We start from the raw sequence: 13,716 nt of genomic DNA on the forward strand, positions 1-13,716 counted from the left end.
CCTTTCGTTCATGGGACATGCCGGGAATGGTGGGTGTTACCCACCTTACCTGCGTTGCGCCCGCAGCCCCACCGTCACGGTGTCCTGATCCTCCATTAACCCCTCGTTGATATTTCCCTGAGCCCGGGTGCGGTCCGTTTCGCGCCTATGGCTGGCAATCACGTGACGCCTGGGGGACGGCCCCCGGCGCGGAAAGGGAAATTCATGAACAAGGCAATTACCGATGGCATCGTCTTCATGCCGCCGGCCTTCGCGAACGGGCTTGATGTCTGGTCGAGCGAGAACGGCACGCCGGGGTCGGACACATATGATGGCGCCGCCAATGCCGCCTTCGTCCCCGCCGACCAGGATTTCGGCGGCGCGCTGGAGGTCCAGAAGGTCCAGGGCACGCAGAGGCTGCGCTACATGGGCGAGACGCCGATCCTGCCCGGCTGTTACCTGCAGATCACCGCGCGGGTGAAGGCGGTGTCCGGCAACCTGCCCAACGTGCGGATCGCCGGCTGGGCCGGGGGCGCGGGAGGTGCCCACGTGACAGGCCTGACCGAAGTGGGGCCGAGTGTTGCGCTGACGACCTATGGCGAGGTGGTCGAGGTCACGGCCGTCGTCGGCAGCGGTGAGCGTGGCGGCGTCGACATGGTCTGGGGAACCGGGCCGCTTTACGGGCATTTCGGCATCGACCTGACCGGGCCGAATGGCGGTGTGGTGCGCATCGACGATATCCGCATCGAGGATGCGACGAATTTTTTCCTGCGCGACATCGTCGGCATGGTCGATGTGCGCGATTACGGCGCGCTTGGCGATGGCAGCACCAATGATCTGCCGGCCTTCGAGGCGGCAGACGCTGCAGCCAACGGGCGCACGGTGCTCGTGCCGGCGGGCACCTACTATCTTGCCGACAGCCTGACCATGCAGAGCAAGGTCAGCTTCGAGGGGGAAGTGACCATGCCCGTCGACAAGATCTTCGAACTGGTCAACGATTTCGACTTTTCCAAGTATGTCGATGCGTTCGGTGGCGATACCGAGATGGCGTTCAAGAAAGCCTATCAGGCGCTGCTGAACAACCCGGGACATGTAGAGCTGGACATGAAAGGGCGCAAGGTGGCCCTGCGCGAACCCGTGGACATGCAGGCCGCCGTGCCGAACCGCACAACCTACAAGACGCGGCACCTGATCAAGAACGCGCAGTTCTCGGTGTTTCCGGGGCCGAACTGGGACACGGATACCGTCACCTCGCAGGCCACGTACAGCGCCGGTGACAACAAGCGGCTGACCAGCGTGGCCAACGTGGCCAACATCCAGGTGGGGTCCCTGGTGACCGGCAACGGGGTGGGGCGCGAGGTTTACGTGCGTGCCAAGAACGTGGGCGCCCAGACCGTGACGCTGAGCCAGCCGCTTTACGATGCGGAAGGCACGCAGAACTACACCTTCAGGCGCTTCAAATACATGTGGGATTTCAGCGGCTTCGACCAGATTTCCAAATTCGCGGTGTCCAATATCGAATTCCAGTGCGGCGGCGATTGCAGTGCCGTGCTGCTGCCGCCCGCAGGATAGGCGATCCATTTCCGGGATTGCTTTTTCACCCAGCCGCGCGACCGGGGCATCACCAGCCACGGCGAGGGGGACCAGGGCATGATGATCGACCGCTGCCAGTTTCTGTCGCGGGAAAGCCCGCTGCTGGTGCCGGACCGAACCACGATCGGCGTCAATTGCAACGGCAACGACATCAAGATCCGCAACTGCCGCTGCAACTTCTTCCGGCATTTCGCGATCCTTGCCGGTTCGTCCAGCGTGATCATCGGCAACCACTGCTTCCAGGGTGACAGCGCCGATCCGGGTCCGCGCAGCGCGATCTTCGTTTTGGCGCGGACGAACAACCGGGGCACGTTGACCGGCAACTATATCTGCGACGGGTCGATCGAGTGGACCAACGAATATGACGAGGCGCCTGATTTCTCGAGCGAGTTCTCGTTCAGCGCGCTGTCGATCACCAGCAACGTGTTCCTGAGCCAGAGCACCGCGCCGTCGTTCAATTTCCTTTCGATCAAGCCCTATGGCCTCGGGCATTTCATCAACGGGCTGACGGTGACTGGCAACACGGTGCGGCTGATCGACGGGCCGATCGACCGGTTCGAGGGTATCGACACCAGCTTTGCGACGCTGAACTTCGAGCGGTTCCGCAATATCCGGTTCGAGAACAACGCCTATTTCAATGTCAATATCCAGGTGGAGAACCCGCTGGTGATGCAACACACCGAAGCCAGCGCACAGAAGACCTGGGTGGTGGCGCCGCATCCCAAGCTGCCATTCGAGGCCTGGGCCCAGACGGTCGAGGCGATCGTGCCCGAGGGGGCGATCCGAGATGCGGGCGGAACAGCCTACTTTGGCATTCCCTACTACGACGGCAAGGAAGGGCCGAACAAGGACCAGGTCAATCTGCGTTGGGAAAAAGCGGTCAGTGGAACGGTCACGATGCGGGTCCGGATCGACGATCTGATCTGACCTGCGGGCCATAAGCGTTTCGCGAAACGGCTCAGAACTGGTGCCAGATGCCGATCTTCAGCTTGAAATCATCGGCATCTGCCACCCCGGCGACCAGCCCGACCTCGACGTGATGGCCCGGGGCGATCCGGTGGACATAGGACGGCGCGAGCTTGGCGTAGGGATCGCTCTCGGTCGGAATGCCGGTTTGCAATTGCAGGATGATCTTGGCCCTAGGACTTGGGTTGAGGCCGAAGGTGATGTCGGTTTCCAGCACACCATCGAAACTGCCGTAAATGACGGCGCGACTGTCGATGCTGATCCAGCCGGGCAAGTCCCCGATCTCGACCCCGCGGCCGACACCGATCCCGGGGCGCAGCGCGAAGGTTTCCCGCGCCATCCCGAGGCCGAATTCGGCGGCAATGCGTGTGCGGCGGTCGGCGGCGCCGATGGGCCAGCGAAGAAATGTGATGGCCTTGGACATGTCTTGGTCATGCGCGCCGGCGTCGAGGCCCAGGGTCAGGCGGTTTGTCAGGCCGTGCTCGGCATAAAGCGAGCCGTAGAATCCGCTGCCATCGGAAATGCCGTTCTCAAGATCCGTCTCGATGGAGTAACTCAGGAAGGTCTTGTCCTCGCCGCGCAACCACGGTCCGGCCAGAGCCGGCGCGGCAGTGGCGATTAGCAGAACGGGAATGACGACGCGTTTGAGCGGCATGGCACCTCACGCGTTCAGAGTGATTAAAATTGGTAAACGCCCGGTTAACGGAAACCGGTCATTCCGGGCTGTCCGACGTGTCGAGGGCGACTGCGACCAGGCCGAGCTGACGTGCACCGGCCACGGACAGGATATCGGAATCGAATCCCTGCGGTTTTTGGAAGCTGCGGATGGCGGCGCGGGTACGGCGATCCATCTCGCCGTTGATTGGCCCGTGATAAAGCCCGCGCGCCTTGAGCGCACGCTGAACCGAGGCATTGAATTCGGGAGTCATCTCGGCGCGGCAGGGGACCCGGAACCGGGTCACGCGCCGTTCCTGCACGATTTTCTGCGAAGTTTCCGTCCGGTAGCTGGCAGGACGCGTCACGGTGCCGTCATCGGCTACCTCGGCGGGGGTCACGAGAATCTGCTCGGTCACGGTTTCCACGACCGCAGGCGAGGTATCCTGGGCCCAGCAGGTTCCGGGCTTCGCACCGGGGGGGGCGTGTTCAACCGCTGCACCGCGTCGGGGTCGGCGCTGCCACCGGGGATGTCTCCACAGGCGGTCAGCGCCAGCAGAGCGCAAGGGGCAATCAGGGTCGATCGTATCATCTGCTCGTGCCTTTTCAGGCGTGTTTTGCAGCATCTTAACCGGTTTCATGCGCTTGGGGAAGCATGCTGTCGCCGGTGCAGTCCAGCAGTCGGTCGAGCAGGGGGGAGATATCCTCGACCTCCTCGGCGACGACGTGCACCACGCCCGATTGCCGCTGAATGCGCCCGGTGATGCGCAACAGCCGCCCGGCGATGACGGCACGGCGGAACTTTTCGTAAAGCGCGCGCCAGACCACGACGTTGACCACGCCGGTCTCGTCCTCGAGCGTGAGAAAGATCACGCCCTTGGCGGTGCCGGGGCGCTGGCGCAGAATGACCAGCCCCGCCACCGTCACACGTGCGCCGTCGGGCGGATCGCCCAGACGCACAGCGACCAGCGCCGCAGGCGGGCGAGGCCAGTCATGGGGCGTGGCGGCGGATAGAACCTTCATGAGAACAAAAATAGAACATACAGGATTTTAAGCAACTCTTTTCCCGATGATGTCGCAAATGGGACTGGTATCGCCTAAATGGCGCGGCTAGGAACCCTAGAAAGACGCAAGCGACGGGAGCCCGGTTACATGGCGAAGATTACCTATATCGAACATAACGGCACCAAGCACGAGGTGGAGGTCGCCAACGGCCTGACCGTGATGGAAGGCGCGCGCGACAACAACATTCCCGGCATCGAGGCCGATTGCGGTGGCGCCTGCGCCTGTTCGACTTGCCATGTCTATGTCGATCCGGCCTGGGTCGAGAAGCTGCCGGCGAAGGACGACATGGAAGAGGACATGCTGGACTTCGCGTTCGAGCCGGATCCCGAGCGCTCGCGCCTCACCTGTCAGCTGAAGGTCAGCGACGCGCTGGACGGCCTTGTCGTACAGATGCCCGAAAAGCAGATCTGACCCGCCTCTTCTTCTGGCCATAAATATCCTGGGGGTGCGGGGTTGGCCCCCGCTTGAACCCGCGTGCGGGGGCTGGCCCCCGCTTGAACCCGCGTGCGGGGCCGGCCCCCGCATCGGTCGGATTGCGCTTGGCGCGGTTCGAACCTCAATCCAGCGCCCGCCACCCGATATCGCGCCGGCAGAACCCCTCGGGCCAGTCGATCCGGTCGATCATCCCGTAAGCCCGGTCGGCCGCTTCCCGTAGCGTATCACCCCGCGCCGTGACGTTCAGGACCCGTCCGCCGGTTGCGGTGATCCGACCGTCCTTTTCGCCTGTGCCGGCGTGGAACACCATGTGAAAGCTGTCCTCAATGCAGTCGTCCAACCCTTTGATAGCACTGCCTTTCTCATAGGCGCCAGGATAGCCTTGGGCGGCCATAACCACGGTCAGCGCGTGATCGTCGGCCCAGGTGGCCTCGACCTGGTGCAGGCGCTCTTCGGCGGCCGCCTGCATCAGGTCCAGCGCCTGTGCCCCGAGGCGCAGCATCAGGACCTGGCATTCGGGGTCGCCGAACCGCACGTTGTATTCCACCAGCCGGGGCTGGCCGTCCTTGATCATCAGCCCGGCATAGAGCACGCCCTGGTAGGGCATGTCGCGCTCGGCCATGATGCGCAGGGTGGGGCGGATTATCTCGTCCAGTGCCTTTTCAGCCACCGCATCGGTCAGGACGGGCGCGGGAGAATAGGCGCCCATGCCGCCGGTATTGGGGCCGGTGTCGCCTTCGCCGACGCGCTTGTGATCCTGCGCGGTGCCGATGGGCAGGGCCGTCTGGCCATCGCAGAGCACGAAGAACGACGCCTCTTCGCCGTCCATGAATTCCTCGATCACCACCTCGGCGCCGGCGCTGCCGAAGCTGCCGCCGAACATGTCGTCGATGGCGGCGTGCGCCTCGTCCACGGTCTGGGCGATGATCACGCCCTTTCCGGCGGCCAGACCGTCGGCCTTGACGACGATGGGCGCGCCCTGGCCCGTGACATAGTCCTTGGCTGCCTGCGCCTCGGTGAAGTGGCCATACGTGGCGGTGGGGGCGTTCGCGGCGTCGCAGATCTCCTTGGTGAAGCTCTTGGAGGCTTCGAGCTGGGCTGCCGCCTTGGACGGGCCGAAGACGAGAAAGCCCCCGTCGCGCAGACGATCACCCACGCCAGCAGCCAGCGGCGCCTCGGGGCCGATGATGATGAACTCGATGGCGTTCGCCTCGCAGAAACTCACCACGGCCGCGCCGTCTTCGATGTCGAGCGCCGCGCATTCGGCAATCTGCGCGATTCCGGCATTGCCCGGCGCCACGATCAGCTTGTCGCATTTGGGGTTCTGCATCACCGCCCAGGCCAGCGCGTGTTCGCGTCCGCCGCCGCCGAGAATGAGGATATTCATGGCACCGCTCCGTTGGATTTCGCCGTGTGCTTAAGCGCTGTGCCTTCCGGTGGCAAGCGACCGCCTGCCGCTGGAACGGATCAGCGCGCAGGGCGTTGCGGAAGCACAGTGTGTTTGAGTGATAAAGGAGTAACAGAAATGCCCAAACTGTCGAACCGAAAAGTCGCGATACTGGCCACTGACGGCTATGAACAATCGGAACTGGAAAAGCCGCGCGATGCGCTGCTGAGCGAAGGCGCCGAGGTGCATATCGTTTCGCTGAAGGCGGGCGAGATCCGCGGCTGGGATGAAGATGACTGGGGCCGGTCGGTCACCGTCGACAAGACACTCGATGCGGTCAGCCCACGTGATTACGACGCGCTGGTTCTGCCCGGCGGTCAGATCAACCCGGACCTCCTGCGCGCGGACAAGAACGCGGTGGAGTTCATCAAGTCGATTTACGAGGCCAAGAAGCCCATCGCTGCGATCTGCCACGCGCCGTGGCTGTTGGCCGAGGCGGGCATCGCCAAGGGACTGAACCTGACGTCGTACCATTCGATTCGCACGGACATGGAAAATGCCGGTGCGAAATGGGAAGACAGCCCGGTCGTCGTCGATCAGGGCGTGGTCACAAGCCGCAATCCGGGAGACCTGCCCAACTTCTGCGGCAAGATGATCGAGGAAATCTGCGAAGGTCGTCACGAAAGCCGCGCGGCCTGACCTTTCCAACCGGGGCGGGATGCGTCAAAGATGGGGTCATGTCTGACCTCATCGACGAACCCGCCCCGGGCGAAAACGCCCCGGAATTCTCGGTCTCCGACCTGTCGGGGGCGATAAAGCGCATGATAGAGGGAGAGTTCTCCCACGTGCGCGTCAAGGGCGAGGTGGGCCGGGTGAGCCGACCTCGCTCTGGTCATATCTATATGGATCTGAAGGACGATCGCTCGGTTCTGGCAGGAGTGATCTGGAAGGGCGTCGCCGGGCGCCTGGCGATCCAGCCCGAGGAGGGAATGGAAGTCGTCGCGACGGGCCGGCTGACCACCTTCCCCGGACAATCCCGGTATCAAATTGTCATCGAGGACCTGAAGCCCGCGGGCATGGGCGCGCTGATGGCGATGTTGGAGGCCCGGCGCAAGGCGCTGGCGGGCGAAGGTCTGTTTGCAGCGGAACGCAAGAAGCCGCTGCCTTACCTGCCGGAGGTGATCGGGGTGGTGACCTCACCGTCGGGGGCTGTCATCCGTGACATCCTGCATCGCCTGCGCGACAGGTTTCCCCGCAAGGTACTGATCTGGCCCGTGGCTGTTCAGGGAGATAGATGCGCACCCGAAGTGACCCGGGCCATTCAGGGCTTCAACGCGTTGACGCCGGGGGGCGCGCTGCCGCGACCCGACCTTCTGATCGTGGCGCGGGGCGGGGGCAGTATCGAGGATTTGTGGGGGTTCAACGAAGAGACGGTCGTGCGCGCCGCGGCGGCGTCGGCGATCCCGCTGATCTCTGCCGTGGGACACGAGACGGATACGACCCTGATCGATCTTGCCTCGGACAAGCGTGCGCCGACTCCCACGGCGGCAGCGGAGTTGGCAGTGCCGGTGCGGCTGGACCTGCTGGCATGGCTCGATGGGCAGGAAGGGCGGCTGCTACAGGCGCTGAGAGGTCAGGTGACGGTTCGGCAACAGAGGTTGCGGGACCTGAGCCGGGCCCTGCCGAGGGGCGAGGCGTTGCTTGACGGACCACGCCAGAGGCTCGACGGGCTGGCCGACAAGCTGCCCGGTGCGTTGCGCAGGTCGATTCAGGTACGTCAGGTAAACCTGTCGGAAAAGGCGGGGGCGCTGCGGCCCGGCATGCTGCGCGAGCGGGTGCGAAACCGGCGCGAGGGGTTTGCGTCGCTGGCGGCGCGGATGAACATGCGCACACTGGAGCGCGACATCAGGCAGAAGCGGTCCGATTTCGATCGGGTCGCCAAGCGGCTGGCGGATGTGGGCGCGCGGCAGATCTGCACCTGGCGCGACAGGCTGGCATCGCAGGACCGGCTGCGCGAGACGCTGGGCTACAAGGCGACTCTGGAGCGCGGTTATGCCGTGGTGCGCGGCGATGGGGCGCTGGTGACGACGAAGGATGCGGCACAGGCGGCCAGCGCGCTGGAGATCGAATTCGCCGACGGGCGGCTGGCGGTTGGCGGAGGCGATGCACCCAAAGGCCCGCCGCAATCCAGCGCCCCAGATCCGAAGCCGAAACCCGCCGCGAAGGCAAAGAAGACACCGCCCGAGCAGGGTAGCCTGTTCTAAGGCAGTCTTAGACGCCGATTTCCGGCCCCAGGCAATGCAGCGGCTCGCCTGTCTGTTCCATTTCGTATAGCTCGGTCTGGGCCGGGTCGTTCTCGAACTGCGCCACGAGGCCGCTGCCCGAGCGCTGGAAACTCCAGCATTGTGGCTCTGGCTTGTTCTCGTAGACGAAACAGATCAGGCCATCGTCTTCGTACCATTCGCCCTCCTGGCATTTCCCGTCGAGAAAAGACCAGCGCACGCGGCGGTTCTCGAGATATTCCTCACCGCCGTAGGGCGCGCCTTGTGCCCCGTAGTAAAAGGTCTTTCCGCGTGTGTAGGCGTCGAACTCCGCCGCGGACATGTAATCCTGTGCGGCAGTGGCGAATGGGGTAACGAGCAAGAGCAGGACCGGTAGCAGGCGCATGGGATGATCCTGCCAGATGGGCGCAAGGGTTGCCATCGCGTTATTCGCCAGCCATGGCGCGCAAGGCGCGTTGATCGGCGCGTTCGCGCCATCTGGCACAGCGGCGGTCCATCATGCGACGCCAGAGCGTCGGAAACAGCGCGATCGTGGCCATCAGAGGCAACGGCAGCGGCAGCATCGGCATGGTGCCACGGTCAAGCTGAAGTGCCGGGTAGCTGCGCGACGGCGTGACATGGTGGTCCGAGTGGCGCGGCGCGTTGAGCATGAGCGCGGAGGAGAACCAGTGCGGCGTGTTCCACGAATGGTGCGGGCCCACCGCCTCTGTCCGGCCATCGGGCAGGGTGGCGCGGCGCAGACCGTAGTGCTGAACGTAGTCCGATAGCAGGATCTGCATCTGTGCATAGAGCGACAACGCCACGACCGCGAAGAGCGCCTTCGCGCCCCCGAGAACCAGTGCTCCGCCCACCAGAGCCGCCGCACCGCCGAGATAAAGCGCGTATGGGTGAGTCCAAAGCGGTTTGCGGCCTGCGCGCAAGCGGTTCTCGGCCGCGAGCCCGGCGCGAAACGATCCGGCGCTGGCCCGTAGAGCGTAGCGATAGAAGCCTTCACCGCGTCTGGCGCTGTTGGGGTCCTCATCGCTGCCTACGTGAACGTGGTGCACGCGCAGATGGGCGCTGGCGTGGTGGCCGACCAGCAGGGACGTGTAGATCAGGCGGCCCAGTAAGCGTCTTGCGCGGCTCGGGCGGTGGATCAGTTCATGCGCGACCGGGTGCGACTCCTGGCCGAAGAACAGACCTGTCGCAAAGCCCGTCAGAAAGCGTTCGATCCCGCCGAGGCCGGAGGGGCCGGCGATGGCCCAGAGTGCGGCGGCGTAAAGCGCGAAATGGGATAGTCCCAGCACCGTCAGCAGCGTATCTGCGGCGGGAAATTCGGCATCGGGGTCGGTGAAGGCGGCCTCTGCCGCGATCAGGCGGTCGAGCAGGAATGTTAGCACGGTCAGATAGCCCAGGGCGATCCAGGCCCAGGCGCCGCCAAGCATGGCAGCGAGCAGGATCAGGACGACAGGAAGACAGGTCGCGATGGTGAAGAGGCGAAGCCCTTGCATGGAGTTCCTTTTCTGGCGCTTCTTCCCGGGGCCTTACCAAGTGGCGATTACGATTCGCTTGATCGTGCCGTTTGCAATCTGCGCTGAATCATCGGTGTTCGGCGGGGAAGGCGCAAGGGTAGCAAGGTCGCGGTTGCCAAGGGGCGGGAAGATGCAATCTGAGGTGGATTGATGCTCGGGCTGGTGACATTTCTGGGGCTGATCGGCCTGGCGCTGGCGGTGTTTTACGGCGCGCGGCAGGTTCTCGGCGCGCCCGCCTGGGGGCGCTCTTGTGTCAAGGCGGGGTCGGTCGTGGCGCTGGCGGCGGCAAGCGTTGCATGCGGTGCGCCGTGGTTGTTGGGGGCGGCGCTGCTTGTCTCGGCGGTGGGCGACTGGATGCTGTCGCGACCGGGAGACTGCGCTTTTCTAATCGGCGTTGCCGCCTTTGCGTCGGCGCACATGGCCTATGCCGCGCTGTTCCTGTCGCTGCCAGAGGGCGGGCTCAATCATTTCGGGGCAGGGAGCGCGGTGATTGGCGGGGCGCTTCTGATCCTGGGGCTGGCTATGGCCGTGATCCTGTGGCCACGGGCCGGGGCGTTGCGCGGGCCGGTGCTCGCTTACCTGGCGGTCATCCTTTGCATGGGATGTGCCGCCCTGGCGGTACCGCGCACCGGCGCATTGTGGTTGGTGCTACCCGGGGCGGTGCTCTTCGTGGCCTCGGACACGGTCCTGGCGTTCGAGCGGTTCGTGATCCGCGCCGAGCATCCGGCGGCGCGGGGCATGGCGCGGTTCATCTGGGGCAGCTATTGGAGCGCGCAGGCGTTGTTCACGCTGGCGTTCTGCCTTCAGTCGTTTCGATAGACCGCGCAGATGCAACCTGCCTTCTTGAACTTCGCGCAGTCGCGCCAGGCGGCGTCCCGGCTGTCGCGCCCGAGCCGTGCCATGAAATAGCCGCCCTTGGGGCTGGCGCGGCTTTTCTCGAACAGCAGGTCCGGTTCTTCGTTGCCAATCAAAGACGTACAGGCGCGCGTTTGCGTTTTGAACTTCGCCAGAGACGCTTTCTTCGTGATGCCGAAGGCCATCTGGATGCCCCACGGCTTGACCTTCGGCAGATAGGATTTCAGTGCGGTCATGCGGCGGTTGCGGGCAAGGTCGAAACAGGCCTTGTCAAAGGGCAGGTCGTGCGACAGGCGCAGATCGGGTGTCGGCACGGGGTCTTCCGTCCAGCTAGGGTAGGGGACGCCGGTGATGATGTGGACGTAATCGATGGTTTCCTGTGCCAGTCCGCCGGTGCCCGCGATCAGACCTTCGGCACGGCGCTCGCCGCCGTTGTAGCCGATGGCGGCAAGGCCGAGGTTGCCATAGCGGCGGGCCATCTCAGCCAGGTACTGCGCAGAATGATCGAGCGCCTCGGCCGGATTGTAAGGGTCGGAGAGGCCGCGCAGCTTGGCGGTGGAGGGAATGAACTGGGCGATCCCGCGTGCATTGGCGGGGCTGAGCGCGTTGGGGTCGAAGCGGCTTTCCTGCCAGATCAGGCGGGCGAAGAAATGCGGGTCGATCCCGTGGCGGGTGGCGAAGCCCTGGATCGCGTTGCAGGTGTCGTAGACGAAATGCGCCTTGCGGATGCAGAGCGGCGGACCCCATTTGTTGGTGGAGCAGATCGTGTCCGGCGGCGTCGCGAAGGCGGGACCGGGCAGCAATAGGACGAGCATCAGGGCAAGGCGTTCGAGCATGGTGCCATGGTCTGCGGTGCCCGGCGCTTGTCAATGGTGGGTTTTCATCGGAGGCGGGGCGGTTTAACTGGAGAGGTCAGAAAGCAAGGGTGTCTCAATGGCGTTTTTCCGCAAGCTGAAGGACCGGTTGTTCAAGTCTTCCTCGAAGCTGGAGGAAGGGCTGGACGCGATTGTCGAGGACGGGGGCGAGGCCGAGGAGCTGACCGAGGCGGCAGAGCCTGATCCGAAGCGCGAACCGAGCCCGGAGCCAGAGCCGACGCCGGAACCTACCCCTGAGCCCGAGCCTCAGCCGGAGCCAGAGCCGACGCGGGAACCTACCCCTGAGCCCGAGCCTCAGCCGGAGCCCGAGCCGACGCCGGAACCTGAGCCGACGCCCGACCCAAAGCCGGCGCCTGACCCCGAACCGGAGCCTGAACCAGAGCCCGAGCCCGAACCCGAGCCGGAGCCTCGGCCCGAACCGCGTCCGACACCGCCGCCGGAGCCGAGACCGGACCCGTCGCCGCCGGAAATTCCCGCGCCGCCGACGGAGGTGCCCCCCACGGCGCCGCAGGAAGTGCCGCAAACACCGCCACTGGAAGATCCGGTGCGCCGTCCCGATCCGCAACCTACTCCGACGCCGATCGAGATTCCGCCCGATACGCCGAAAAGCGAGGCCGCTCCGCAAACGCGGTCAGGCCTGCTGGGCCGTCTGCTGGGACGCGGCGAGGCGAAGACGGTCGTGCGCCGTGTGCTCGATGACGACATGCTGGAACAACTCGAAGAGCTGTTGATTACCGCCGACATGGGTGTGGATACCGCCTTTCGCGTCACCGCGAATATGGCCGAGGGGCGCATGGGACGCAAACTGTCGAGTCAGGAGATCAAGGAGCTGCTGGCGCGCGAGATCGCCCGGATCATGGAACCGGTCGCCAAACCGATGCCGATCTACCCGAAGCGCCCGCAAGTGGTGCTGGTGGTGGGGGTGAACGGCTCGGGCAAGACCACGACGATCGGCAAACTTGCGAGCCAGTTCAAGGCGGCGGGCAAGTCGGTGGTGATCGCGGCGGGCGACACGTTCCGCGCGGCCGCCGTGGAGCAGTTGCAGATCTGGGGCGACCGCGCGGGCGTGCCGGTTCTAACGGCACCCGAGGGCAGCGATCCCGCGAGCCTGGCGTTCGATGCCATGGACAGGGCCGAAAAGGACGGCGCGGACCTGCTGATGATCGACACGGCGGGGCGGTTGCAGAATCGCGCCGACCTGATGGAGGAACTGGCCAAGATCGTGCGCGTGATCCGCAAGAAAGACCCTGATGCGCCGCACAACACGCTGCTGGTGCTGGACGCCACGACGGGGCAGAACGCGCTGAGCCAGGTAAAGACTTTCCAGCAGCTTGCCGATGTCTCGGGGCTGGTGATGACGAAGCTCGATGGCACCGCCAAGGGCGGCGTTCTGGTGGCGCTGGCCGACAAGTTCGGGTTGCCGATCCATGCCATCGGCGTGGGCGAGCAGATCGATGACCTTGCGCCCTTCGATCCCGAGGATTTCGCCAATGCGCTGACGGGTCTGGAAGAGGGCGCGCGGGCGTGATCGAAGAGACACTGGCGCGGTTCAGCACGTTTGAGCTGGCATTCGACACGACACTTTTCATTGCTGTGGCGAGTGCGGTCTGGACCGTGGTCAATCGTCTTGTCCAGGCAGCCTATTTCCAGTTGTCCCTTCGTACGCGGGAGTTCGAGTTCATACTGGAACCGCATAGCGGCGTGCCGCGGAACATCACCAGTCTGAACCTCTTGCTGATCCGATATGGCAACGACACCTATCTGAGTTCGCTGGCGAGTGATCAGGAACGCCATCACGGACGTCTGCGCAACAAGGTCATCCGGCTGTCCGAGGTGCTGCCAGCCGAGGCTGGGCCGATCAGTGTCAAGCTGCGGCTGCACAAGCGGCTGGGCACTCAGTTCAAGCTGTTTGTCGAAGTCACCGGTGACCCTGCGCCGGTCATCGACTATCTGAATGGACACGACACGATCGTCGATGTCGTGTCAAAAGAGCGGCCCAAGCTGTCGCCGCAGGAGCCGCAGCGGCATCGCATCTTCTTCCTGCTGGACCGGCTGGACAAGGAAAAGACGGTCGACGGGCACGTGAACAATTTCATCTATCCCGTTTGAGGCAG

General features: G+C 64.4%; 15 protein-coding genes. 8 read left to right on the forward strand and 7 right to left on the reverse strand.

Annotation, left to right across the window (positions count from 1 at the left end; all coding sequences use genetic code 11):
• The first annotated feature begins 204 nt into the window (after positions 1-204).
• Positions 205-1,551, forward strand: a complete 1,347-nt coding sequence (locus ACSQ76_RS08495) for a glycosyl hydrolase family 28-related protein (protein ID WP_437156239.1) — start codon at positions 205-207, stop codon at positions 1,549-1,551.
• A gap of 78 nt (positions 1,552-1,629) precedes the next feature.
• The gene (locus tag ACSQ76_RS08500; RefSeq protein ID WP_437156240.1) at positions 1,630-2,499 is read left to right on the forward strand and encodes a hypothetical protein; all 870 of its coding nucleotides are present in this window, start codon (positions 1,630-1,632) and stop codon (positions 2,497-2,499) included.
• Positions 2,500-2,530: 31 nt separating this feature from the next.
• On the opposite strand, the gene ACSQ76_RS08505 is transcribed toward ACSQ76_RS08500, so the two are convergent.
• The 3 genes from ACSQ76_RS08505 to ACSQ76_RS08515 form a co-directional block, all read right to left on the reverse strand.
• Complete coding sequence (locus ACSQ76_RS08505; protein ID WP_437156241.1) at positions 2,531-3,193, reverse strand: hypothetical protein; 663 nt, start codon at positions 3,191-3,193, stop codon at positions 2,531-2,533.
• Positions 3,194-3,251: 58 nt separating this feature from the next.
• Entirely contained in the window at positions 3,252-3,611 is a 360-nt protein-coding gene (locus tag ACSQ76_RS08510) for a peptidoglycan-binding domain-containing protein (protein WP_437156242.1), read from the reverse strand.
• 208 nt (positions 3,612-3,819) lie between these two features.
• Entirely contained in the window at positions 3,820-4,215 is a 396-nt protein-coding gene (locus ACSQ76_RS08515) for an OB-fold nucleic acid binding domain-containing protein (protein WP_306129687.1), read from the reverse strand.
• A 129-nt stretch (positions 4,216-4,344) separates the two neighbouring features.
• Here ACSQ76_RS08515 and ACSQ76_RS08520 point away from each other — a divergent pair, with 129 nt between their 5' ends.
• Positions 4,345-4,668 (forward strand): 2Fe-2S iron-sulfur cluster-binding protein, encoded by a 324-nt coding sequence (locus tag ACSQ76_RS08520; protein ID WP_057793755.1) that lies wholly within the window; start codon positions 4,345-4,347, stop codon positions 4,666-4,668.
• 145 nt (positions 4,669-4,813) lie between these two features.
• Here ACSQ76_RS08520 and purD read toward each other — a convergent pair whose 3' ends face one another.
• Positions 4,814-6,079, reverse strand: coding sequence for a phosphoribosylamine--glycine ligase (gene purD, locus ACSQ76_RS08525; protein ID WP_437156243.1), 1,266 nt, complete (start codon positions 6,077-6,079; stop codon positions 4,814-4,816).
• 138 nt (positions 6,080-6,217) lie between these two features.
• On the opposite strand from purD, the gene ACSQ76_RS08530 reads away from it, so the two are divergent.
• A complete protein-coding gene (locus ACSQ76_RS08530; protein WP_437156244.1) occupies positions 6,218-6,778 on the forward strand; it encodes a type 1 glutamine amidotransferase domain-containing protein in 561 nt (186 codons plus the stop codon).
• 38 nt (positions 6,779-6,816) lie between these two features.
• Entirely contained in the window at positions 6,817-8,343 is a 1,527-nt protein-coding gene (gene xseA, locus ACSQ76_RS08535; RefSeq protein WP_437156245.1) for an exodeoxyribonuclease VII large subunit, read from the forward strand.
• 7 nt (positions 8,344-8,350) lie between these two features.
• Here xseA and ACSQ76_RS08540 read toward each other — a convergent pair whose 3' ends face one another.
• Positions 8,351-8,746 (reverse strand): hypothetical protein, encoded by a 396-nt coding sequence (locus ACSQ76_RS08540; RefSeq protein ID WP_437156246.1) that lies wholly within the window; start codon positions 8,744-8,746, stop codon positions 8,351-8,353.
• A 40-nt stretch (positions 8,747-8,786) separates the two neighbouring features.
• A complete protein-coding gene (locus ACSQ76_RS08545; protein WP_437156247.1) occupies positions 8,787-9,851 on the reverse strand; it encodes an alkane 1-monooxygenase in 1,065 nt (354 codons plus the stop codon).
• Positions 9,852-10,022: 171 nt separating this feature from the next.
• Between ACSQ76_RS08545 and ACSQ76_RS08550 the strand changes: the two genes are divergently transcribed.
• A complete protein-coding gene (locus tag ACSQ76_RS08550; RefSeq protein WP_437156248.1) occupies positions 10,023-10,691 on the forward strand; it encodes a lysoplasmalogenase in 669 nt (222 codons plus the stop codon).
• Here ACSQ76_RS08550 and ACSQ76_RS08555 read toward each other — a convergent pair.
• A complete protein-coding gene (locus ACSQ76_RS08555; RefSeq protein WP_437156249.1) occupies positions 10,676-11,563 on the reverse strand; it encodes a lytic transglycosylase domain-containing protein in 888 nt (295 codons plus the stop codon). The genes ACSQ76_RS08550 and ACSQ76_RS08555 overlap by 16 nt on opposite strands.
• 97 nt (positions 11,564-11,660) lie before the next feature.
• Between ACSQ76_RS08555 and ftsY the strand changes: the two genes are divergently transcribed.
• Both ftsY and ACSQ76_RS08565 read left to right on the forward strand, forming a co-directional pair.
• Positions 11,661-13,130 (forward strand): signal recognition particle-docking protein FtsY, encoded by a 1,470-nt coding sequence (gene ftsY / locus ACSQ76_RS08560; RefSeq protein WP_437156250.1) that lies wholly within the window; start codon positions 11,661-11,663, stop codon positions 13,128-13,130.
• The gene (locus ACSQ76_RS08565; protein ID WP_437156251.1) at positions 13,127-13,711 is read left to right on the forward strand and encodes a hypothetical protein; all 585 of its coding nucleotides are present in this window, start codon (positions 13,127-13,129) and stop codon (positions 13,709-13,711) included. Before ftsY ends, ACSQ76_RS08565 begins: the two co-directional genes overlap by 4 nt.
• Positions 13,712-13,716 lie beyond the last annotated feature (5 nt).

This window comes from Roseovarius sp. B08, assembly GCF_051417955.1.
Taxonomy (GTDB): Bacteria; Pseudomonadota; Alphaproteobacteria; order Rhodobacterales; family Rhodobacteraceae; genus Roseovarius.

Coding starts and splice junctions, on each gene's coding strand:
- ACSQ76_RS08505 (WP_437156241.1), bottom strand. CDS start 3,193: ATGCCGCTCAAACGCGTCGTCATTCCCGTTCTGCTAATCGCCACTGCC.
- ftsY (WP_437156250.1), top strand. CDS start 11,661: ATGGCGTTTTTCCGCAAGCTGAAGGACCGGTTGTTCAAGTCTTCCTCG.
- ACSQ76_RS08530 (WP_437156244.1), top strand. CDS start 6,218: ATGCCCAAACTGTCGAACCGAAAAGTCGCGATACTGGCCACTGACGGC.
- ACSQ76_RS08555 (WP_437156249.1), bottom strand. CDS start 11,563: ATGCTCGAACGCCTTGCCCTGATGCTCGTCCTATTGCTGCCCGGTCCC.
- ACSQ76_RS08515 (WP_306129687.1), bottom strand. CDS start 4,215: ATGAAGGTTCTATCCGCCGCCACGCCCCATGACTGGCCTCGCCCGCCT.
- xseA (WP_437156245.1), top strand. CDS start 6,817: ATGTCTGACCTCATCGACGAACCCGCCCCGGGCGAAAACGCCCCGGAA.
- ACSQ76_RS08520 (WP_057793755.1), top strand. CDS start 4,345: ATGGCGAAGATTACCTATATCGAACATAACGGCACCAAGCACGAGGTG.
- ACSQ76_RS08495 (WP_437156239.1), top strand. CDS start 205: ATGAACAAGGCAATTACCGATGGCATCGTCTTCATGCCGCCGGCCTTC.
- ACSQ76_RS08545 (WP_437156247.1), bottom strand. CDS start 9,851: ATGCAAGGGCTTCGCCTCTTCACCATCGCGACCTGTCTTCCTGTCGTC.
- purD (WP_437156243.1), bottom strand. CDS start 6,079: ATGAATATCCTCATTCTCGGCGGCGGCGGACGCGAACACGCGCTGGCC.
- ACSQ76_RS08540 (WP_437156246.1), bottom strand. CDS start 8,746: ATGCGCCTGCTACCGGTCCTGCTCTTGCTCGTTACCCCATTCGCCACT.
- ACSQ76_RS08500 (WP_437156240.1), top strand. CDS start 1,630: ATGATGATCGACCGCTGCCAGTTTCTGTCGCGGGAAAGCCCGCTGCTG.
- ACSQ76_RS08550 (WP_437156248.1), top strand. CDS start 10,023: ATGCTCGGGCTGGTGACATTTCTGGGGCTGATCGGCCTGGCGCTGGCG.